General features: G+C 69.1%; 17 protein-coding genes and 2 tRNA genes. 17 read left to right on the forward strand and 2 right to left on the reverse strand.

The genetic code is table 11. The features are described 5' to 3' along the window. Positions 1-256: 256 nt before the first annotated feature. The gene (locus tag ACQF4J_RS29410) at positions 257-451 is read left to right on the forward strand and encodes a hypothetical protein (RefSeq protein ID WP_016435177.1); all 195 of its coding nucleotides are present in this window, start codon (positions 257-259) and stop codon (positions 449-451) included. A 165-nt stretch (positions 452-616) separates the two neighbouring features. Here ACQF4J_RS29410 and ACQF4J_RS29415 read toward each other — a convergent pair. Then, positions 617-690, reverse strand: a tRNA-Gly gene (locus ACQF4J_RS29415). Between the two features lie 165 nt (positions 691-855). Here ACQF4J_RS29415 and ACQF4J_RS29420 point away from each other — a divergent pair. The 5 genes from ACQF4J_RS29420 to clpX all read left to right on the forward strand — a co-directional run bounded on the left by ACQF4J_RS29420 (position 856) and on the right by clpX (position 5595). Beyond that, positions 856-932: transfer RNA gene (locus ACQF4J_RS29420), tRNA-Pro, on the forward strand. A gap of 167 nt (positions 933-1099) precedes the next feature. Next, complete coding sequence (gene tig, locus ACQF4J_RS29425; RefSeq protein ID WP_427167159.1) at positions 1100-2500, forward strand: trigger factor; 1401 nt, start codon at positions 1100-1102, stop codon at positions 2498-2500. A 275-nt stretch (positions 2501-2775) separates the two neighbouring features. After that, positions 2776-3384: an ATP-dependent Clp protease proteolytic subunit gene (locus ACQF4J_RS29430; protein ID WP_055570713.1), complete on the forward strand. Its 609-nt coding sequence runs from the start codon at positions 2776-2778 to the stop codon at positions 3382-3384. Between the two features lie 52 nt (positions 3385-3436). Further along, positions 3437-4117, forward strand: a complete 681-nt coding sequence (locus ACQF4J_RS29435; protein WP_351568720.1) for an ATP-dependent Clp protease proteolytic subunit — start codon at positions 3437-3439, stop codon at positions 4115-4117. A 188-nt stretch (positions 4118-4305) separates the two neighbouring features. Beyond that, on the forward strand, positions 4306-5595 hold the full coding sequence (gene clpX, locus ACQF4J_RS29440; protein WP_058925301.1) for an ATP-dependent Clp protease ATP-binding subunit ClpX: 1290 nt from the start codon (positions 4306-4308) through the stop codon (positions 5593-5595). 67 nt (positions 5596-5662) lie between these two features. Here the strand turns inward: clpX and ACQF4J_RS29445 are convergent, their stop codons facing one another. Then, the gene (locus ACQF4J_RS29445; RefSeq protein WP_351801856.1) at positions 5663-6634 is read right to left on the reverse strand and encodes a hypothetical protein; all 972 of its coding nucleotides are present in this window, start codon (positions 6632-6634) and stop codon (positions 5663-5665) included. A 137-nt stretch (positions 6635-6771) separates the two neighbouring features. Here ACQF4J_RS29445 and ACQF4J_RS29450 point away from each other — a divergent pair, with 137 nt between their 5' ends. The 11 genes from ACQF4J_RS29450 (at position 6772) to ACQF4J_RS29500 (ending at position 22184) form a co-directional block, all read left to right on the forward strand. Then, on the forward strand, positions 6772-9396 hold the full coding sequence (locus tag ACQF4J_RS29450) for a valine--tRNA ligase (protein ID WP_427167160.1): 2625 nt from the start codon (positions 6772-6774) through the stop codon (positions 9394-9396). A 133-nt stretch (positions 9397-9529) separates the two neighbouring features. Continuing rightward, complete coding sequence (folC, locus tag ACQF4J_RS29455; RefSeq protein ID WP_427167161.1) at positions 9530-11014, forward strand: bifunctional tetrahydrofolate synthase/dihydrofolate synthase; 1485 nt, start codon at positions 9530-9532, stop codon at positions 11012-11014. Between the two features lie 4 nt (positions 11015-11018). Continuing rightward, positions 11019-11375 (forward strand): DUF4233 domain-containing protein, encoded by a 357-nt coding sequence (locus tag ACQF4J_RS29460; RefSeq protein WP_351568704.1) that lies wholly within the window; start codon positions 11019-11021, stop codon positions 11373-11375. A 67-nt stretch (positions 11376-11442) separates the two neighbouring features. After that, positions 11443-11856 carry a nucleoside-diphosphate kinase gene (ndk, locus tag ACQF4J_RS29465; protein ID WP_142151946.1) on the forward strand — a complete coding sequence of 138 codons (414 nt, stop codon included), beginning with the start codon at positions 11443-11445 and terminating at the stop codon, positions 11854-11856. Positions 11857-12121: 265 nt separating this feature from the next. After that, entirely contained in the window at positions 12122-13141 is a 1020-nt protein-coding gene (locus ACQF4J_RS29470) for a rod shape-determining protein (protein WP_004931372.1), read from the forward strand. A 145-nt stretch (positions 13142-13286) separates the two neighbouring features. Further along, a complete protein-coding gene (gene mreC, locus ACQF4J_RS29475) occupies positions 13287-14225 on the forward strand; it encodes a rod shape-determining protein MreC (RefSeq protein ID WP_351568701.1) in 939 nt (312 codons plus the stop codon). A 19-nt stretch (positions 14226-14244) separates the two neighbouring features. Further along, entirely contained in the window at positions 14245-14925 is a 681-nt protein-coding gene (gene mreD, locus ACQF4J_RS29480; protein WP_351568698.1) for a rod shape-determining protein MreD, read from the forward strand. Between the two features lie 116 nt (positions 14926-15041). Continuing rightward, complete coding sequence (gene mrdA / locus ACQF4J_RS29485) at positions 15042-17294, forward strand: penicillin-binding protein 2 (RefSeq protein ID WP_351568695.1); 2253 nt, start codon at positions 15042-15044, stop codon at positions 17292-17294. Further along, positions 17291-18490 carry a rod shape-determining protein RodA gene (gene rodA / locus ACQF4J_RS29490; protein ID WP_427167162.1) on the forward strand — a complete coding sequence of 400 codons (1200 nt, stop codon included), beginning with the start codon at positions 17291-17293 and terminating at the stop codon, positions 18488-18490. Before mrdA ends, rodA begins: the two co-directional genes overlap by 4 nt. Before the next feature lie 55 nt (positions 18491-18545). Continuing rightward, positions 18546-20054: a CYTH and CHAD domain-containing protein gene (locus tag ACQF4J_RS29495; RefSeq protein ID WP_351568689.1), complete on the forward strand. Its 1509-nt coding sequence runs from the start codon at positions 18546-18548 to the stop codon at positions 20052-20054. Positions 20055-20213: 159 nt separating this feature from the next. Further along, positions 20214-22184, forward strand: a complete 1971-nt coding sequence (locus ACQF4J_RS29500; protein WP_427167163.1) for a TIGR03960 family B12-binding radical SAM protein — start codon at positions 20214-20216, stop codon at positions 22182-22184. Positions 22185-22363: the final 179 nt, after the last annotated feature.

The raw sequence follows: 22363 nt of genomic DNA on the forward strand, positions 1-22363 counted from the left end.
TGTGTGGACATGGAAACGATCCCGCCGAATTACCTGGGCGGGTGAGTCCTCGAATTGCCGTGCGGACGGCCGGTGTTGGGGCCCTCGGTGCCCGTGGGCCCGTATGGTTCAGGCAAAGCTGTGACACAGGTGCCGCGCCGATGTCCCACCAGCCGCATACGCAGGCCCTGTTGGTGGCACGATGGTTCTGGCGGGGGTGCGCGGGGATGCGCCCCCGGGCCGGGAGAGCGGACCGACCTAGGGTGTGTGATCAGTTGTGGCCATCTCACTGTCAGTGGTGCTGCTGTTGGCGATCATCCTGGTGGTCCTGATCCGGGGTGGATCGATCAAGGCCGGACCCGCCATCGTCGCGGTGCTCTTCGGCTTCTTCCTCGCGTCGACCGGCATGGCCCCGTCGATCAACCGCTTCCTGAACTCGATAGCGGAAACGATCAACTCGATCAGCTTCTGACCCGGGCCCCGCCGATCACCCTCGCCTCCGCGCGCCCGGCGGCGCCTCGGACAAGGTCGCCTCGGCGGGGGCCGGACGCGGTCCGGCCCCGGCGGGGACACGCGCACCCGGAAAACGCCCGGGGCCGGACCGGAGGATGATCCTCCGGTCCGGCCCCGGGCCGTGTGGAGCGGGCGACGGGAATCGAACCCGCGTAGCCAGTTTGGAAGACTGGGGCTCTACCATTGAGCTACGCCCGCACAGCGCGCGCCGCAGGTCGGAAGACCGCGGCACTGAAGGCATCGTAGCGGGTCGGCCCGCCTCGCCGCACACCCCTTCGCCGCCGGGCCCGGCCCGGCGGCGGCACTCCGGGAAATGCGGCGGTCGCACAGCGTGCGGGCATGTACCCTACGTGTCGCACCAGACGGGGTGTGGCGCAGCTTGGTAGCGCGTCCGCTTTGGGAGCGGAAGGCCGTGGGTTCAAATCCCGCCACCCCGACCATCTGATCACCCGGTGATCACCTTTGGGGCGTGTCGCCGCTGCCGTTACTATGCAAGCTGCACGCCCGTGTGTCTCTCCTCTACGAAGTAGTCCTCCGGGCGGCGATCCGCCGGAGCCGCTCTGGCCCCGGCAGAATCCAAGCAGTCAGCCATCAAGGAGACCGAACCGTGAAGAGCGCCGTGGAGACCCTGAACCCGACCCGGGTTCGGCTCACTGTCGAGGTGCCCTTCGAGGAGCTCAAGGACAGCCTCGACGCGGCGTACAAGAAGATCAACCAGCAGGTCACGGTGAAGGGCTTCCGCAAGGGCAAGATCCCGGCCCGCGTCATCGACCAGCGGTTCGGCCGCGGTGCGGTCCTGGAGGAGGCGGTCAACGACGCGCTTCCGAAGTTCTACACCGAGGCGGTCAACGAGGCGGAGATCGACGTCCTCGGCCAGCCCGAGGTCGACATCACCGAGCTGAAGGACGGCGAGACGCTGAACTTCACCGCCGAGGTCGACGTCCGCCCGACCATCGAGATCCCGGACTACTCCGGCATCGAGGTCGAGGTCGACGCCGTCGAGGTCACCGACGAGGACATCGAGAAGTCCGTCGAGCAGCTCCGCGAGCGCTTCGCCTCGACCTCCCCGGTCGAGCGCGCCGCCGAGGACGGCGACGTCGTCACGATCGACCTGCAGGCCAAGGTCGAGGGCGAGGTCCTCGAGGACGGCGTCGCCGACGGCGTCTCCTACACGATCGGCTCCGGCGAGCTCCTCGACGGCATCGACGACGCCGTCAAGGGCCTGTCCGCCGGCGAGGAGGCCACCTTCACCTCCGAGCTCAAGGGCGGCTCCGCGGCCGGCAAGGAGGCCGAGGTCACCGTCAAGGTCACCCAGGTCGCCGCGCGCGAACTGCCCGAGCTGGACGACGACTTCGCGCAGCTCGCCTCGGAGTTCGACACCCTCGAGGAGCTCAAGGCGGACAGCCGCAAGCGCCTCGAGAACATGAAGCAGTACGACCAGGCCACGCAGGCCCAGGAGCGCGTCCTGGAGAAGCTGCTGGAGCTCGTCGAGGTGCCCGTCCCCGAGAAGCTGCTCGAGGACGAGATCAACACCCGCAAGCACAACCTGGAGCACCACCAGCTCGGCCAGATGGGCCTCGACCTCGAGAAGTACCTCGAGATCCAGGGCAAGACGGTCGAGGAGTTCGACGCCGAGACCAGGGAAGCCGCGGTCAAGGGCATCAAGACCCAGTTCGTCCTCGACGAGCTGGTCAAGCAGGAGAAGCTGAACGTCAACCAGGAGGAGCTCACCGAGCACCTCATGCGCCGCGCCGCCTCCTCCGGCATGTCCCCCGACCAGTTCGCCCAGGCCGTCGTCGAGGGCGGCCAGGTGCCGCTCCTGGTCGGCGAGGTCGCCCGCGGCAAGGCCCTCGCGGTCGTCGTCGAGGCCGCCACGGTCAAGGACACCAACGGCGAGGTCGTCGACCTGGACGACGAGGAGGAGACCGAGGCCGCCGCCGACGTCGCCGCCGAGGCGACCGAGGCCGACGCCACCGACGCCGACGAGGCGGAGAAGACCGAGGGCTGACGCCCTCGGCGCCGCGAGACGTCGTAGGGAAAGGGCCCGGGGACACGCTCCCCGGGCCCTTTCCGGCTCTCGTGCCCGCCGGCCGTCCCACGGAGCTACGGCGCATGCGCTGACAGCGAACAGCCCGAGAACCGGGATGGCACTGTCCGGCCTGCGCGTTAGGGTCCATGTACGAGGGCAGGGGAGTACCCAGAGCTAGCCCAGCCCCCGGATGAGAACACGTGAGACGGCCCGGCGCCGTCGTAAGACGAGCAGGTGGATACGTGACGAATCTGATGCCCTCCGCCGCCGGCGAGCCTTCCATCGGTGGTGGCCTCGGCGACCAGGTCTACAACCGGCTGCTCAACGAGCGGATCATCTTCCTCGGCCAGCCGGTCGACGACGACATCGCGAACAAGATCACCGCACAGCTGCTGCTCCTTGCCGCCGACCCGGACAAGGACATTTACCTGTACATCAACAGCCCGGGCGGTTCGATCACGGCCGGTATGGCGATCTACGACACCATGCAGTTCATCAAGAACGACGTGGTGACCATCGCCATGGGCCTCGCGGCCTCCATGGGGCAGTTCCTGCTCAGCGCGGGCACCCCCGGCAAGCGCTTCGCGCTGCCGAACGCCGAGATCCTGATCCACCAGCCCTCCGCGGGCCTGGCGGGCTCGGCCTCCGACATCAAGATCCACGCCGAGCGGCTGCTGCACACCAAGAAGCGCATGGCCGAGCTCACCTCGCAGCACACCGGCCAGTCGGTCGAGCAGATCACCCGTGACTCGGACCGCGACCGCTGGTTCGACGCCTTCGAGGCCAAGGAGTACGGCCTCATCGACGACGTCATCCCGACGGCCGCCGGTATGCCGGGCGGCGGCGGCACCGGGGCGGCCTGAGGCCACCCTGCCGAGCCCCCAGCCGACCGCCCAAGCCTCTAGGAGACAGACAGTGAACGACTTCCCCGGCAGCGGCCCGTACGGCCGCACGCGCGCCGAGTACGCGGGTCCCGTCGCCGAGTCCCGGTACGTCATCCCGCGCTTCGTCGAGCGCACCTCGCAGGGCATCCGTGAGTACGACCCGTACGCGAAGCTCTTCGAGGAGCGGGTGATCTTCCTCGGCGTCCAGATCGACGACGCCTCCGCCAACGACGTCATGGCGCAGCTGCTGTGCCTGGAGTCGATGGACCCCGACCGGGACATCTCGGTCTACATCAACAGCCCCGGCGGCTCCTTCACGGCGCTGACCGCGATCTACGACACGATGCAGTTCGTGAAGCCCGACATCCAGACGGTCTGCATGGGCCAGGCGGCCTCCGCCGCCGCGATCCTGCTGGCCGCCGGCACGCCGGGCAAGCGCATGGCCCTGCCGAACGCGCGCGTGCTGATCCACCAGCCGTACAGCGAGACGGGCCGCGGTCAGGTCTCCGACCTGGAGATCGCCGCCAACGAGATCCTCCGGATGCGTGCGCAGCTGGAGGAGATGCTGGCCAAGCACTCGACCACGCCGATCGAGAAGATCCGCGAGGACATCGAGCGCGACAAGATCCTCACGGCCGAGGACGCGCTGTCGTACGGCCTGATCGACCAGATCATCTCCACCCGGAAGATGAACAACGCGGCCGTCCGCTGACAAAGAAGCGGGCGGAAGCTGTATCGTCTGCCGCCCCTTGGCACGGTTGGTGTGCTTTGACACGCTGCACGTCACAGTGAACCGCGCCAAGGGGGGCCCGAACGGGGGGCCCGGCAAGGTACCGTCGGATTAGGCAGCACCAGGAGCCGCTGGATCTAGGCGTCTCCCAGGCGAAGGGGAAGCACACCGTGGCACGCATCGGTGACGGCGGCGATCTGCTGAAGTGCTCGTTCTGCGGCAAGAGCCAGAAGCAGGTCAAGAAGCTCATCGCAGGGCCTGGTGTGTACATCTGCGACGAGTGCATCGATCTCTGCAACGAGATCATCGAGGAAGAACTCGCGGAGACGAGCGAGGTGCGCTGGGAGGAACTCCCCAAGCCCCGCGAGATCTACGAGTTCCTCGAGGGCTACGTGGTCGGCCAGGAGGCCGCCAAGAAGGCCCTGTCCGTCGCGGTCTACAACCACTACAAGCGCGTCCAGGCCGGCGAGAACGGCGGCGGCAGCGGCCGTGACGACGCGATCGAGTTGGCGAAGTCCAACATCCTCCTGCTCGGCCCCACGGGCTCGGGCAAGACCCTCCTGGCGCAGACGCTGGCCCGCATGCTGAACGTCCCGTTCGCGATCGCGGACGCGACGGCGCTCACGGAGGCCGGCTATGTCGGCGAGGACGTCGAGAACATCCTGCTGAAGCTGATCCAGGCGGCGGACTACGACGTCAAGAAGGCCGAGACCGGGATCATCTACATCGACGAGATCGACAAGGTCGCCCGGAAGAGCGAAAACCCCTCCATCACGCGTGACGTGTCGGGCGAGGGGGTCCAGCAGGCCCTGCTGAAGATCCTGGAGGGCACCACCGCCTCCGTCCCGCCCCAGGGCGGCCGCAAGCACCCGCACCAGGAGTTCATCCAGATCGACACGACGAACGTGCTGTTCATCGTGGGCGGTGCCTTCGCGGGCCTGGAGAAGATCATCGAGTCCCGGGCGGGCGCCAAGGGCATCGGCTTCGGCGCGACGATCCGCTCCAAGCGCGAGCTGGAGGCCAAGGACCAGTTCGAGGACGTCATGCCCGAGGACCTGGTCAAGTTCGGCATGATCCCCGAGTTCATCGGCCGCCTGCCGGTCATCACCTCGGTCCACAACCTGGACCGCGAGGCGCTGCTGCAGATCCTGGTGGAGCCGCGCAACGCGCTCGTCAAGCAGTACCAGCGCCTGTTCGAACTCGACGGCGTGGAGCTGGACTTCGAGCGGGAGGCCCTGGAGGCCATCGCCGACCAGGCCATCCTCCGCCAGACCGGCGCGCGCGGCCTGCGCGCCATCATGGAGGAGGTCCTGATGTCGGTGATGTACGAGGTCCCGTCCCGCAAGGACGTGGCCCGCGTCGTCATCACGGCCGACGTCGTCCACTCCAACGTCAACCCGACCCTGATCCCCCGCGACGCCCGCAACGGCCGCGGCCCGGGCGAACAGAAGACGGCGTAACGACCCGAACGAAGGGGCCCCGGTCAACAGACCGGGGCCCCTTCGGGGTTGAACGGCAGAATGTCCGTCAGGCCTTGACGCGCACTTCGTTGCGGAGCTTGGCGGTCGTTGCCGCCGCCTCTGTGGGATCCGTCGCGTTGCCCGCCGCGATGTCCGAGTACTTCATCGGCATCACGAAACCGAGCGTGCTGTGGTCGCCCCAGACGCAGTACGTCACGCCCATCTCCTTCGCCATGCCGGACGAGGCCGCGGACGAGTTCTCGACCTTGGCCCCCTGGCACTTGAGGATCGCGCCGTTCAGCCCCGCGGGCTTGTACTCCTTCGGGCTTCCCTCGAAGGTGACGTTCTCCTTCTTGGAGTCGTTCTTCATGAAGCTGAAGAAGGCGTCAACGGCCTTCCCGGGATCATCGATCGTTCCGTAGACACCACCGAACGAGAGGATCTTCCCGCCCAGCGGGTTGCTCGTGTCCTTGACCTCGTAGGAGGCGCTGACGTCCTTGGCGTCCTTGACACCCCAGGACGCCGCGTCCTGCAGGTCGGACTTGGTCATCGTGTTGCTGTCGCCGCTGGACTTCTTGTACTCGGTGAGCACGACCGACGGCGTCGTCAGCTTGTGCGGCCCGTCGTCGGCGACGCTCGAACCAGCGCCTCCGCCCCCGCCGCTCCCTCCGCCGACCACCAAGTACACGCCGACACCGATGGCCGCCACGACCGCCACCGCACCGATGATCAGCCCGGTCTTCTTCTTGCCGCCGCCCGGCACCGGAGGCTGCGGAACCGTGTAGGGCTGCTGCCCATAAGGCTGCTGGCCGTAGGGCGGCTGCTGCTGCCCGTACGGACCGGGCTGCTGCGGGGGCACGCCCTGCGGCGGCGTCTGCGGGTAGCCGTAACCCGGCTGGGCCGGCGGCGGGGGCTGCTGGGGGTAGCCGTAGCCGGGCTGGGGCGCCTGCGGCGGCTGCTGGCCGTAGGGTCCCGGCTGGCCGTACGGCCCGGGCTGCTGGGGCTGCCCGCCGTACGGGCCCGGCTGGTTGTGACTCATTTCTGGGTTCCCCTCCAGATGCCTTATGTGGTCCTGACATCCTGGCGCAGCCGCCGCAGGCACAGTGCATCGGGGGGCGCACCGTTACAGAACAAACGCGTTTCGGGACACCCCCGCGACACCCCTAAACTGACCCCGTGACCGAGAACGCTCAGCAGCAGCCATCAGCGCCCAGCACCGAACTGCCGACCCAGTACGCGCCGGCCGATGTAGAGGGGCCGCTGTACGAGCGTTGGGTAGACAAGGGGTACTTCGCCGCTGACGCCAAGAGCGACAAGCCGGCGTACACCATCGTCATCCCGCCGCCGAACGTCACCGGCAGCCTCCACCTGGGCCACGCCTTCCAGCACACGCTCATGGACGCCCTCACGCGCCGCAAGCGCATGCAGGGTTACGAGTCGCTGTGGCTGCCCGGCATGGACCACGCCGGCATCGCCACCCAGAACAAGGTCGAGCAGCAGCTCGCCGAGGAGGGCAAGTCCCGTCACGACCTCGGCCGCGAGGAGTTCGTCGACCGCGTCTGGCAGTGGAAGGAGGAGTACGGCGGCAAGATCCTCGGCCAGATGCGCCGCCTCGGCGACGGCGTCGACTGGGACCGCGAGCGGTTCACCATGGACGAGGGCCTGTCCAAGGCCGTCCAGACCATCTTCAAGAAGCTCTACGACGACGAGCTGATCTACCGCGCCGAGCGCATCATCAACTGGTGCCCGCGCTGTCTGACGGCCATCTCGGACATCGAGGTGGAGTACCAGGAAGACGACGGCGAGCTCATCTCCATCAAGTACGGCGAGGGTGACCAGACGCTGGTCGTCGCCACCACCCGCGCCGAGACGATGCTCGGCGACACCGCCGTCGCCGTCCACCCGGACGACGAGCGCTACAAGCACCTGGTCGGCAAGCGCATCAAGCTGCCCCTGACGGACCGCGCCATCCCGGTCGTCGCCGACACCCACGTCGACCCCGAGTTCGGCACCGGCGCCGTCAAGGTCACCCCCGCCCACGACCCGAACGACTTCGCCATCGGCCAGCGCCACGGCCTGGAGTCGATCACGGTCATGGACGAGCGGGCCGTCATCACCGCCCACGGCCCCTTCCAGGGCCTGGACCGCTTCGAGGCGCGCAGCGCCATCGTCGCCGCCCTGCGCTCGCAGGGCCGGATCGTCGCCGAGAAGCGCCCGTACGTCCACTCCGTCGGCCACTGCTCGCGCTGCAAGACCACGATCGAGCCGCGCCTGTCCATGCAGTGGTGGGTCAAGGTCGGCCCGCTGGCCAAGGCGGCCGGCGACGCGGTCCGCGACGGCCGGGTCAAGATCCACCCCGAGGACATGTCGAAGCGGTACTTCGACTGGGTCGACAACATGCACGACTGGTGCATCTCGCGCCAGTTGTGGTGGGGTCACCGCATCCCGGTCTGGTACGGCCCCGACGGCGAGGTCGTCTGCGTCGGACCGGACGAGCAGCCGCCGAGCGGCGAGGGCTGGAAGCAGGACACCGACGTCCTCGACACCTGGTTCTCCTCCGGCCTGTGGCCCTTCTCCACCCTGGGCTGGCCCGAACAGACCGAGGACCTGCGGAAGTTCTACCCGACCGACGTCCTGCTCACCGGACACGACATCATCTTCTTCTGGGTCGCCCGGATGATGATGTTCGGCCTGTATGCGATGGACGGCGAAGTCCCCTTCCGCACCATCGCGTTGACCGGTCTGGTCCGTGACGAGCGCGGCAAGAAGATGTCGAAGTCCTTCGGCAACGTGGTCGACCCGCTGGACTGGATGGACAAGTACGGCTCCGACGCCGTCCGTTTCACCCTGGCCCGCGGCGCCAACCCCGGCACGGACGTCCCGATCGGCGAGGACTGGGTCCAGGCGTCGCGGAACTTCGCCAACAAGATCTGGAACGCCACCCGCTTCGCGCTGATGAACGGCGCGACGGTCGAGGGCCCGCTGCCGGAGCCGTCGAAGCTGTCGGCCACCGACCGCTGGATCCTCTCGCGACTCAACAAGACGGTCGCGCAGGTCGACGCGTTCTACGAGGACTTCCAGTTCGCGAAACTCTCCGACGCCCTCTTCCACTTCGCGTGGGACGAGGTCTTCGACTGGTACGTCGAGCTGTCCAAGACGACGTTCCAGGCGGGCGGCGAGGCGGCCGAGGTCTCCCAGCGCGTCCTGGGCGAGGTCCTCGACGTCACGCTCAAGCTGCTGCACCCGATCGTCCCGTTCGTCACCGACACCCTGTGGACCACGCTCACGGGCGGCGAGTCCGTCGTCGTCGCCGACTGGCCGCAGGACTCGGGCTTCCGTGACGACGCCGCGGAGCGCGAGATCGAGACGCTCCAGTCGGTCATCACCGAGGTCCGCCGCTTCCGCGCCGACCAGGGCCTGCAGCCGGGCCAGCGCGTCCCGGCCCGCCTCAGCCTGGACGGCACGGCACTGGCGCCCCACGAGGCCGCCATCCGCCAGCTGCTCCGCCTGCAGCCGGAAGGCGACTCCTTCACGGCGACGGCGACCCTCCCGGTGGCCGGCGCCGAGGTGGCCCTCGACCTCTCCGGCACGATCGACGTCGCGGCGGAGCGCAAGCGCCTCGCCAAGGACCTCGCGGCGGCGGAGAAGGAGAAGGCCCAGGCGACGGCCAAGCTGGGCAACGAGGCGTTCCTGGCGAAGGCCCCGGACAACGTGGTGGAGAAGATCCGCACCCGCCTGGCCAAGGCGGAGGAGGACATCACCCGAATCCAGGCCCAGCTGGACCGCCTGCCCCAGCAGTAGCCGACCCGGCAGGGGCGCGGGGCCGTATTCATGTGCGGCCCCGCCGCGTGGGCGCGACCAGCCACAGACCTCCCCGCGCCCGCCGACCAGGACCAGCCACCCCTCCCCTCGGACGCAGCCCTAGACTGGCCCTGTGAGTGACAGCGACCCCTTCGACGAGATCATCGCGGCCGAGACGGACCGCGACCCCGATCTCGCGGTCATCGAGGCCGGCAGCAGAACCCTTCGCACCCAGGGCGGAGCCCCGAGCGCCGACGTGCCTGCCCGCCCCGAGGACCCGGAGGTCGACAAGGCCCTGCGCGAGGTCGAGGCCGACCTGGCGACCCGCTGGGGCGAGACGAAGCTGGAGCCGTCGGTCAGCCGCATCTCCGCGCTGATGGACGTGCTGGGCGAGCCCCAGCGCTCGTACCCCTCGATCCACATCACGGGCACGAACGGCAAGACCTCCACCGCCCGCATGATCGAGGCCCTCCTCGGCGCCTTCGAGCTGCGCACCGGCCGCTACACGTCCCCGCACGTCCAGTCGATCACCGAGCGCATCAGCCTGGACGGCGCCCCGATCTCCGCCGAGCGGTTCGTCGAGACGTACAACGACATCAAGCCCTACGTCGAGATGGTGGACGGCTCGCAGGAGTACCGGCTCTCCTTCTTCGAGGTCCTCACCGGCATGGCGTACGCGGCCTTCGCGGACGCGCCCGTGGACGTGGCCGTCGTCGAGGTCGGCATGGGCGGCTCCTGGGACGCCACGAACGTCATCGACGCGGACGTCGCCGTCGTCACCCCGATCGACCTGGACCACACCGACCGCCTCGGGGAGACGCCCGCCGCGATCGCCACGGAGAAGTCCGGGATCATCAAGCAGGACGCGACCGTGATCCTGGCGCAGCAGCCGGTCGACGCGGCCCAGGTGCTGCTGAAGAAGGCGGTCGACGTGGACGCCACCGTGGCCCGCGAGGGCCTGGAGTTCGGCGTCGTCTCCCGTCAGGTGGCCGTCGGCGGCCAGCTGCTCAACCTGCGCGGACTCGGCGGCGAGTACGGCGAGGTCTACCTCCCCCTGCACGGCCCCTACCAGGCCCACAACGCCGCCGTTGCCCTGGCCGCCGTCGAGGCGTTCTTCGGCGTCGGCTCGCAGCGCCCCGAGTCCCTCGACATCGACACGGTCCGCAAGGCCTTCGCGTCCGTGTCCTCCCCGGGCCGCCTGGAGGTCGTACGGCGCTCCCCGACCGTCGTCCTGGACGCGGCCCACAACCCGGCGGGCGCCCGCGCCACCGCCGAGGCGGTCGGCGAGGCCTTCGACTTCAGCCGGCTGATCGGGGTCGTGGGCGCCAGCGGCGACAAGAACGTGCGGGGGCTGCTGGAGGCCTTCGAGCCGATCTTCGCCGAGGTCGTCGTCACCCAGAACTCCACCCACCGCGCGATGGACGCCGACGAACTCGCCGCGATCGCCGTCGAGGTGTTCGGCGAGGACCGCGTCCAGGTCGAGCCGCGGCTGCCGGACGCCCTGGAGGCCGCGATCACCCTCGCCGAGGAGGAGGGCGAGTTCGCGGGCGGCGGAGTCCTCGTCACCGGCTCCGTCATCACCGTGGGCGAGGCCCGACTGCTCCTCGGGAGGGGCTGACACCGTGCGTACGCTGTGTTCCTCGACGCTGATCGGTGAGTTCTTCGTGATCGGGTTCGCCGGGCTGGTAGCCATGAAGGACCCGGACCTGTCCGTGTCGACGGTGTGGACGGTCAGCGGCATCGCGATGTTCCTGTGCCTGCTGCTGTGCGGCATGGTGACCCGCCCGGGCGGCATCGCCCTGGGCTGGGCCCTTCAGGTCGCGCTGATCGCCTCCGGGTTCATCGTGCCGACGATGTTCTTCCTGGGCGCGGTCTTCGCCGCCCTGTGGTGGGCCTCGGTGCACTACGGCAGGAAGATCGACGAGGCGAAGGCCAGATTCGCGGCCCAGAGCGGCTCCTCCACACCTGACGCTGCGTGACGAAGGCCCCGACACGCCCTGTAATCTTCGAACACCCCGCACGACTCTTGATCACTAGGAGCCCGCAGTGAGCCAGCGCACCCTCGTCCTGCTCAAGCCCGACGCAGTCCGCCGTGGCCTGACCGGCGAGATCATCAGCCGCATCGAGCGCAAGGCCGGCTGGCAGATCACCGCGTTGGAGCTGCGCACCCTGGACCAGGAGACGCTGGAGCAGCACTACGGCGAGCACAAGGGCAAGCCCTTCTACGAGCCGCTGGTGGAGTTCATGGCCTCCGGCCCGGTCGTGGCGCTGATCGTCGAGGGCGAGCGGGTCATCGAGGGGCTGCGGGCGCTCGCCGGCCCGACCGACCCGATCGCCGCCGCGCCGGGCTCCATCCGTGGCGACTACGGCGTGATCGTGCGTGAGAACCTGATCCACGCCTCCGACTCCGAGGAGTCCGCCGAGCGCGAGGTGAAGATCTTCTTCCCGGGCCGCGCGTAGCGCCGCCCGCACGGACCGGCGAGTCCGGGGGCGGGCCCCCGGACTTTCTGGCATATGCGTGGCGATCGAGGGAACGAGCACCCCCGAACGCCCCTCTCACCAAGCGAACGCACCCAGCATCTGCTGACAATGGCGGAGACCCTTACGCAGTGTCCGTGCGGGCGCCGATACGATGGAAGCCTTCACGTCACAGCACCCACTTCGCCGACCTGAAAAGCCCTCAAAAGCTCCCAGGAAGGCCAGACGAATCCTGATGGGGAACTCAATGTCGTTCATCGGCCGTGACATGGCTGTCGACCTCGGGACCGCCAACACGCTGGTGTACGTCAGGGGTCGCGGGATCGTACTCAACGAGCCGTCCGTAGTCGCGATCAACACGAACACCGGTGGCATCCTCGCGGTCGGTGCCGAAGCCAAGAAGATGATCGGCCGCACGCCCGGCAACATCGTCGCCGTCCGCCCGCTGAAGGACGGCGTGATCGCCGACTTCGAGATCACCGAGCGGATGCTCCGCTACTTCATCCTGAAGATCCACAAGCGGCGTTATCTGGCTCGTCCGCGGGTCGTCGTCTGTGTGCCCTCGGGCATCACCGGCGTCGAGCGCCGCGCCGTCATCGAGGCGTCGTCCCAGGCCGGCGCCCGCCAGGTGCACATCATCGAGGAGCCCATGGCCGCGGCCATCGGTTCCGGCCTGCCGGTCCACGAGGCCACGGGCAACATGGTGGTGGACATCGGCGGCGGCACGACGGAGGTCGCGGTCATCTCGCTCGGCGGCATCGTCACCGCCCAGTCCATCCGTGTCGCGGGCGACGAACTGGACAACGCGATCATCCAGCACATCAAGAAGGAGTACAGCCTCCTTCTGGGTGAGCGGACGGCCGAGCAGATCAAGATCACGATCGGTTCGGCGTACGACCTCGACGCTGACGAACACACCGAAATCCGCGGCCGGGACCTGGTGTCCGGGCTGCCCAAGACCGTCGTCATCTCGGCCGCAGAGGTGCGCAAGGCCATCGAGGAACCGGTCAACGCGATCGTCGACGCCGTCAAGACGACCCTCGACAAGTGCCCGCCTGAGCTGTCCGGCGACATCATGGACCGAGGAATCGTTCTGACCGGCGGCGGAGCCCTGCTGCGCGGTCTCGACGAGCGGCTGCGGCGCGAGACCGGCATGCCGATCCACATCGCCGAGGACCCGCTGGACAGCGTGGCGCTCGGCTCCGGCAAGTGCGTGGAGGAGTTCGAGGCGCTCCAGCAGGTGCTGGACGCCCAGCCGCGCAGATGAAGTAACTCTTCGATTCCGCCGTACGAGATGATCTCCTCTCGTGCGGCGGATCGTTGATATAGAGGCATAAGCTCGCGCATAAGCCTCCGCACCCCCGAAACCTGAACACCCGCACATTCCTATGAGGAAGGCACGGCCGCCGCACGTGAGGGACACGAGAGAGAGCCGGCTGCTCCTGGTGCTGTTGATCGCCGTCGCGTTCGCGCTGATCACCGTGGACATCCGCGGCGGGGAGGACTCACCGGTCGACGGTGCCCGCCGGGCGGCGGCCGCGGCCTTCGGCCCGATCGAGAACGGCGTGTCTGCGGCGGTCGACCCGGTGGGCAACGCCGTCTCCGCGATCCGCGACTCCGGCACCAAGCACGACCGGCTCGCCCGGCTGGAGAAGGAGAACGCGGCCCTCAAGGCCAGGCTCGGCAGCGACGACCGCAACGCCAGCCGCCTCAAGCAGCTCGACAAGATGCTGAAGATCGCCGGCGAGGGTCAGTACGGCATCAAGGGCGCCCAGGTCATCGCCATAGGAGCGGCCCAGGGCTTCTCCTGGACCATCACCATCGACGTCGGCGCCAGTGACGGCATCAAGCGGGACATGACCGTCCTCAACGGCGACGGCCTGGTCGGACGCGTGACGACGGTCGGCCCGAACACCTCCACCGTCCTGCTCGCCAACGACCCCGACTTCACCGTCGGCACCCGCATGGAGAACAGCGACGAACTCGGCTTCGCCTCCGGCCAGGGCGACCGGCCGCTGCGCGTCGAACTCCTCAACGGCAAGGCGGACGTGAAGAAGGGCGACCGGCTCGTCACCTTCGGCTCCGAGGCCGACAAGCCGTTCGTGCCCGGCGTCCCGGTCGGCGTGGTCTCCCGCGTCCAGCCCTCGGAGGGCGGCCTGACCCGCACCATCTACGTCACGCCGTACGTCGGCTTCACCAAGCTCGACATCGTCGGCGTCGTCGTCGAGGCCCCGAAGAAGGACCCGCGCGACACGGTGTTGCCGAAGAAGCCCAAGCCGACGCCGACGCCGACGGTCACCGTCACGGTCACCCCCTCGGCGAACGCGCCCACCGACGGCCCGACCCCGTAGCTGTAGGAGCTGAATCCCCATGCGTGTCAACCGGATCCTGCTCTCCTCGGCGCTGGTGGTCGTCGCCCTGGTGGTCCAGGTGAGCGTTCTCTCCCGGCTCCATCTCCCGGGCGCCGTACCCGACTTGCTGCTCCTGACCGTCCTGGGCCTGGCCATGGTCTACGGCCATGTCGGCGGCGCCCTCGTCGGCTTCGGCGCCGGCCTGCTCGCCGACCTCGCACCCCCGGCCGACCACGCGGCCGGCCGCTACGCCCTGGTCCTGTGCGTCATCGGCTACCTCGCCGGCCTGATCAAACCGGAGAACGGCAGACTCAAGTCGGCCACCGGCCCCATGGTCGTCGTGGTCGCCGCCGCCATCGGCTCCACCCTGCTGTACGCCGGGGTGGGCGCCCTCGTCGGCGACACCGCCGCCCGCCATGTCGGCCTGACCGGCCTGCTGTTCACGGCTGCCCTGTACGACCTGCTGCTCGCCCCCTTCGTGGTCCCCGGGATCATGGCCCTGGCCCGGCGCGCGGACAACGACCCGCTCGCCGAGACCAACTCCTCGTCCAAGAAGGCCACCGACATCTCCTCCGGCTGGATCTCCGCCGGTACCGGCCTGAAGATCGGTGGTCAGCGCGGCGGCCTCGGCGCCCTGAAGACCAAGGCGCGCACCCGCACGACACGGGTGGGACGCATCAAGGGGGTCAAGCGGCTGTGAGAGCGGGTCAGTTCACCCGAACGAGGCACTTTTCGGGGAACGGCGCCTCACAGGTCCGTCGTTCATCATGCGTACGCGCTCACACATTCGCGCACTGAGAGGGGGAGGCAGCCGCAGTGACCAACATTCCCGAGACCGGACGGACGCCACGCGTCCAGATCCGCCTCGTCGTCATCCAGATCCTCGTCCTCTCCCTGCTCGGCACCCTCGGCGGCCGCCTGTGGTACCTGCAGATCCGTGAGGGCGCCGCGTACCAGAAGGAAGCCTCCGGCAACCACGTCCAGCAGGTCGTCGAGCCCGCCGTGCGCGGCTCCATCCTGGACGCGCGCGGAGTGGCGCTCGCGGACAACGAGACCCGGCTGGTGGTCTCCGCCTCCCGCACCGACCTGCTGAAGATGAAGGACGACGGCAAGGCCGTGCTGACCAAGCTGGCCGGCGTCCTGGGCATGAAGCCCGCTGACGTCATGCAGAAGGTCCGGCTGTGCGACGCCAAGACCCCCCAGCCGTGCTGGAACGGCTCGCCGTACCAGCCGATCCCCATCACCGACGAGGCCACCCCGCGCCAGGCCCTGCAGATCCGTGAGCGCTCCGAGGACTTCCCCGGCATCACCGCCGAGCCCGAGGCCGTGCGCCGCTACGCCGCCCCCGGCAAGGCCAACACCGCGCAGGTCCTCGGCTACCTCTCCCCGGTCACCGACGACGAGATCCAGCAGGCCAAGGACACCGACTCGCCCTACCTGCGCTCCGACCAGGTCGGCCGCTCGGGCCTGGAGCGCCAGTACGACAAGGAACTGCGCGGCAAGGCCGGCGTCACCCGCTACGAGGTCGACAACCTCGGCCGCGTCATCGGCAAGGCCAAGTCCGACACCGCCCAGCCCGGCGCGAACCTCGTCACCAGCATCGACTCCCGCGTCCAGCGCGTCGCCGAGTACGAGCTGAACGAGGCGATGAAGAAGGCCCGCGAGCAGTTCGACAAGATCACCGGCGAGAACTACAAGGCCGACTCCGGCGCCGTCGTCGTCATGGAGGCCAAGACCGGCCGCATCGTCGCCATGGCCTCCGCGCCCACGTACGACCCGAACGTCTGGGTCGGCGGCATCTCCGCCAAGGACTACAAGGCGCTCACCGGCAAGAACTCCGACTACCCGCTGCTGAACCGGGCCATACAGGGTCAGTCCGCGCCCGGTTCGACCTTCAAGGTGGTCTCCACGGCCGCCGCGGTCGAGGCCGGCTACGCATGGGACGGCGGCTACCCCTGCACCAGCTCGTACTCGGTGGGCGGCCAGGTCTTCAAGAACTTCGAGGGCGAGAACTTCGGCCCGATCTCCCTGGGCCGCGCCCTGGAGGTCTCCTGCGACACCGTCTTCTACGGCCTGGCCGACCAGCAGTGGAAGAAGGACGGCGGCATCAACCCCAAGAAGGGCCAGCCCAAGGACTACTTCTACAAGGCCGCCCACCAGTTCGGCCTCGGCAAGGAGACCGGCGTCGACCTCCCGAACGAGGTCACCGGCCGCGTCCCCGACCGCCAGTGGAAGGAGTCCTACTGGAAGGCCAACAAGGACGCCTGGTGCAGGACCGGCAAGAAGGACGGCTCCTACGTCGAGAAGATCGCCTACGAGAACTGCCTCGAGGGCAACAAGATGCGCGAGGGTGACTCGATCAACTACTCCATCGGCCAGGGCGACACCCTCGTCACCCCGATCCAGGAGGCCATGATCTACGGGGCGCTCGCCAACGGCGGCACCGAGTACGTCCCCACCATCGGCAAGGCCGTCGTCAGCGCCGACGGCAAGACCGTCCAGGAGATCAAGCCGAAGGTCAGGGCGAAGCTGCCGGTCAGCAAGGCCACCCTCAAGGGCATGGACAAGGCCCTCGCCGGCGTCATCACCAGCGGTACCGCCGCATGGAAGTTCGGCGGCTGGCCGCAGGACAAGATCGAACTGCACGCCAAGACCGGTACCGCCGAGGTCTACGGCAAGCAGACCACCTCGTGGCTCGCCACGTACTCCAAGGACTACACGGTCGTCATGACCATCGCCCAGGCCGGTACGGGTTCCGGCGCCTCCGGTGAGGCCGTGCGCAACATCTACAGCGCGCTGTACGGCGTGCAGTCCGACGGCTCCATCGACAAGAAGAAGGCCCTGCTGCCCACCCCGCAGAAGGGCCTGCCGAAGATCAAGACGGACGGCACCATCGCCTCCCCGAAGGTCGCCAAGGACCCGGTCAAGGACCTGCAGAAGGCCGACAAGCAAGACGCCACGTCACCCGACGGGACGCAGCCCGGCGCGACCACCGCCTCGCCCACCGCGACCAACCGCACCACGCGCCGCAGGCCGCGCAGAAGGGGAAGCCGGAGGATGCTCACATGACCGGTGCCAACGGCTTCTCCGTCTCCGGGTACGGGCCCGAGCGGGCCGGCTGGACGCGGATCTTCGCCCGTGACTCGGTCGCCCGCCGCCTGGACTGGCCGATGCTGCTGTCGGGCCTCGCCCTGTCCGCCCTCGGCTCGCTCCTCGTCTTCTCCGCGACCCGCAACCGCACGGAGATCAACCAGGGCGACCCGTACTACTTCCTGATCCGGCACATCATGAACACCGGCATCGGGCTCGCCCTGATGGTCGGCACGGTCTGGCTCGGCCACCGCACCCTGCGCACCGCCGTCCCGATCCTCTACGGCATCTCCCTGTTCGGGGTGCTGCTCGTCCTCACCCCGCTCGGCGCCACCATCAACGGCAGCCGCAACTGGATCGTCTTCGGCGGCGGATTCTCCCTGCAGCCCGCCGAGTTCGTGAAGATCACGATCATCCTGGGCATGGCGATGCTGCTCTCCGCCCGGGTCGACGCGGGCGACAAGAAGTACCCCGACCACCGCACGGTCCTCCAGGCGCTCGGCCTGGCCGCCGTACCCATCCTGATCGTGCTGCTCATGCCCGACCTCGGCACCGTCCTGGTCCTGGTGACCATCATCCTGGGCGTGCTGCTCGCCTCCGGTGCCTCCAACCGCTGGGTCTTCGGCATGATCACGGCCGGCGTCGTCGGCTGCGTCGCGATCTGGCAGCTGCACATCCTGGACGAGTACCAGATCGCCCGCTTCGCGGCCTTCGCGAACCCCAGCCTCGACCCGGCAGGCGTGGGCTACAACACCAACCAGGCGCGCATCGCCATCGGTTCGGGCGGCCTCACCGGCGCCGGCCTCTTCCACGGCTCGCAGACCACCGGCCAGTTCGTGCCGGAGCAGCAGACCGACTTCGTGTTCACCGTCGCGGGGGAGGAGCTCGGCTTCGTCGGTGCGGGCCTGATCATCCTCCTGCTCGGCGTGGTCCTGTGGCGTGCCTGCCGCATCGCCCGCGACTCCACGGAGCTCTACGGCACGATCGTGGCCGCCGGCATCGTCGCCTGGTTCGCCTTCCAGGCGTTCGAGAACATCGGCATGACCCTCGGGATCATGCCGGTCACCGGCCTGCCGCTGCCGTTCGTGTCCTACGGAGGCTCGTCGATGTTCGCGGTGTGGGTGGCCGTCGGGCTGCTGCAGTCGATCAAGGTGCAGAGACCCATGTCCGCCTGAGCGCGGGCCCGATCGGCCCCTGCCGTCCGGACCCGGATCCCACTAGATTCGGGTCATGGCGGACACAAAACGCGAGATCGAGCGCAAATACGAGTCCGACGACAGCGGGCTGCCCGACCTGACCGGCGTCGCGGGTGTCGACGCCGTCGTCGACAAGGGCGTCGCGCACCTGGACGCCACCTACTACGACACCGCGGACGAGCGCCTCGCCGCCGCCTCGATCACGCTGCGCCGCCGCACCGGCGGCGCGGACGCCGGCTGGCACCTGAAGTTCCCCGTCGCCCCGGGCGTCCGGGACGAGATCCGCGCCCCCCTCTCCGACACCCTCCCGCGCGTCCTCGCCGGCCTGATCCGCTCCCGGGTCCGGGACGCCGAACTGCTGCCCGTGGTCCGCCTGCGCTCCGACCGCGACGTCAGCGACCTCGTCGACGTCACGGGCCGCGTCCTCGCCGAGGTCAGCGTGGACGCCGTCCACGCCGAACGGCTCACCGGCGCCGGCGGCACCGCCCAGTGGACGGAACTGGAGGTGGAACTCGCCGACGACGGCGACCCCGCCTTCCTCGACAAGGTCGACAAACGACTGCGCAAGGCGGGCGTACGGCCGTCCGGGGCCGCCTCGAAGCTCGCCCGGGCGCTGACGGAGACGACACCGAAGAAGAAACGCCGGAACGGCAGGCCGACGGTGCCCCCGCCGGTGACCGCCGGCGACCACGTCCTCGCCTACGTCCGCGAGCAGCGCGACACCATCGTCGCCCTCGACCCGGCGGTACGGCGGGACACCTACGACGCCCTGCACCGCATGCGCGTCGCCACCCGCCGTATGCGCAGCGCCTTCCGCAGCTACGCGAAGGTCCTCGACCGTACCGTCACCGATCCCGTCGGCGAGGAACTGAAGTGGCTGGCCGGTGAACTCGGGGTGGGACGGGACAGCGAGGTCCTCGCCGAGCGCCTGTCGACGGCCCTCGACGGACTGCCCCGGACGCTGGTCGCCGGCCCCGTCCGCACCCGCCTGCGGCGGTGGGCGAACGCCCGGCGCGGCGGCTCGCGCCGGCGGCTGACCGGCGCACTGGACTCCGCGCGGTACCTGACCCTGCTCGACACCCTGGACGCACTCATCGACGAGCCGCCTCTGCTGAAGGCGGCCGGCGGAAAGCCGGAGAAGGTGATCGCCAGGGCCGTACGCAAGGACTTCGGGAAACTGGCGGAGCTGGTGGAACAGGCCATCGCCCTCGACCCCGGCACCGAGCGCGACCTCGCGCTGCACGAGGCCCGCAAGAAGGCCAAACGGGCCCGGTACTCGGCCGAGGCCGCCGTCGGCGCCCTCGGCGACCGCGCGTCGGCCCTGGTCAAGTCGATGAAGTCGGTCCAGACCCTGCTCGGCGACCACCAGGACAGCGTCATGGCCCGCCTGGCCCTGTGCGAGCTGTCCGCCGTGGCGCACGCGGCGGGGGAGCACTCGTTCACGTACGGGGTGCTCTACGGGCGCGAGGAGCAGCGCGCGGCGGCCGCGGAGCTGGCGCTGCCCGCCGCCTGGCGGGGGATCACGGAGGCGACGGACATCTGACGGCCGCCGGGGACGGCGAGGAGGCCCATGGGCGTCCGGGCGGTCGGCGAGGAGGCCCGTGGGCGTCCGGGCGGTCGGGGAGGGGCCGCGGCCGCGTTACGCTAGATGGTCACCCCTGTCAGACCAGTCCATCCAGCCCATCCCACGAAGGTTCGCGAGATGCCTGCCGAAGTCGCTGCGTCGGTGTTCCCGCAGCTCGAAGCTCTGCTCCCGCATGTGCAGAAGCCGATCCAGTACGTCGGCGGAGAGCTCAACTCCACGGTCAAGCCGTGGGAGTCCTGCGACGTCCGCTGGGCACTGATGTACCCGGACGCCTATGAGGTCGGCCTGCCCAACCAGGGCGTCATGATCCTCTACGAGGTCCTGAACGAGCAGGAGGGCGTCCTCGCCGAGCGCACCTACAGCGTGTGGCCGGACCTGGAGGCGCTGATGCGGGAGCACGGCGTCCCGCAGTTCACCGTGGACAGCCACCGCCCGGTGAAGGCCTTCGACGTGTTCGGTCTGTCCTTCTCCACGGAGCTGGGCTACACGAACATGCTCACCGCCCTGGACCTGGCGGGCATCCCGCTGGAGTCGAAGGACCGCGGTCTCGACGACCCGATCGTCCTCGCGGGCGGCCACGCGGCCTTCAACCCGGAACCCATCGCGGACTTCATCGACGCGGCGATCATCGGCGACGGCGAGCAGGCCGTGCTGGACATGACGCGGATCATCAAGGAGTGGAAGGCCGAGGGCCGCCCCGGCGGCCGCGAGGAGGTCCTCTTCCGCCTGGCGAAGACCGGCGGGGTCTACATCCCGGCGTTCTACGACGTCGAGTACCTCCCCGACGGCCGTATCGCCCGCGTGGTCCCCAACAAGTCGGGCGTGCCCTGGCGGGTGTCGAAGCACACGGTCATGGACCTCGACGAGTGGCCGTACCCCAAGCAGCCGCTGGTCCCCCTGGCCGAGACGGTCCACGAGCGCATGTCGGTCGAGATCTTCCGCGGCTGCACGCGCGGTTGCCGCTTCTGCCAGGCAGGCATGATCACCCGCCCGGTGCGCGAGCGCTCCATCACCGGTATCGGCGAGATGGTCGACAAGGGCCTGAAGGCGACGGGCTTCGAGGAGGTCGGCCTCCTCTCGCTGTCCAGTGCCGACCATTCGGAGATCGGCGACATCGCCAAGGGCCTGGCCGACCGCTACGAAGAGGACAAGATCGGCCTCTCGCTCCCCTCCACCCGCGTCGACGCCTTCAACGTGGACCTGGCGAACGAGCTCACGCGCAACGGCCGTCGTTCCGGCCTCACCTTCGCCCCCGAGGGCGGCTCGGAGCGGATGCGCAAGGTCATCAACAAGATGGTGTCCGAGGAGGACCTCATCCGCACCGTCGCCACCGCCTACGGCAACGGCTGGCGCCAGGTGAAGCTGTACTTCATGTGCGGCCTGCCGACGGAGACGGACGAGGACGTCCTGCAGATCGCCGACATGGCGACCCGCGTCATCCAGAAGGGCCGCGAGGTCTCCCGCTCCAACGACATCCGCTGCACGGTCTCGATCGGCGGCTTCGTCCCCAAGCCGCACACCCCCTTCCAGTGGGCCCCGCAGCTCTCGGCCGAGGAGACGGACGCCCGCCTGGAGAAGCTCCGCGACAAGATCCGCGGCGACAAGAAGTACGGCCGCTCGATCGGCTTCCGCTACCACGACGGCAAGCCGGGCATCGTCGAGGGCCTGCTCTCCCGCGGCGACCGCCGCGTCGGCGCGATCATCCGCGCCGTCTACGAGGACGGCGGCCGCTTCGACGGCTGGCGCGAGCACTTCTCCTACGACCGCTGGATGGCCTGCGCCGACAAGGCCCTGGCGCCCCTCGGCGTGGACGTCGACTGGTACACCACCCGCGAGCGCACCTACGAGGAGGTCCTCCCCTGGGACCACCTCGACTCCGGCCTGGACAAGGACTGGCTCTGGGAGGACTGGCAGGACGCCCTCGACGAAACCGAGGTGGAGGACTGCCGCTGGACCCCCTGCTTCGACTGCGGGGTGTGCCCGCAGATGGACACCCACATCCAGGTGGGCCCGACCGGCAAGAAGCTGCTGCCGCTGACGGTCAAGAACGCGGGTCCGACGCCGGCTGCGAGCGGGCACACGCACTGAGGTGAGCGAGGCCCTCGACCGGGTGATTGAGGCGCTGGCGGGGCGAGCGAGGACGAGGTGACGGCTGCACTGTCCGCGGTCGGCGTCCCACTCCCTCGTCCGTCGGTGCCGACGGCGCCCCTCCAGACGTCTCTGCCGGGTTCCGGGGGCTTCGCTGGACATCGTTTCTGAGGTGGAGT

The organism is Streptomyces sp. C1-1 (assembly GCF_050214755.1).
Classification (GTDB): Bacteria; Actinomycetota; Actinomycetes; order Streptomycetales; family Streptomycetaceae; genus Streptomyces.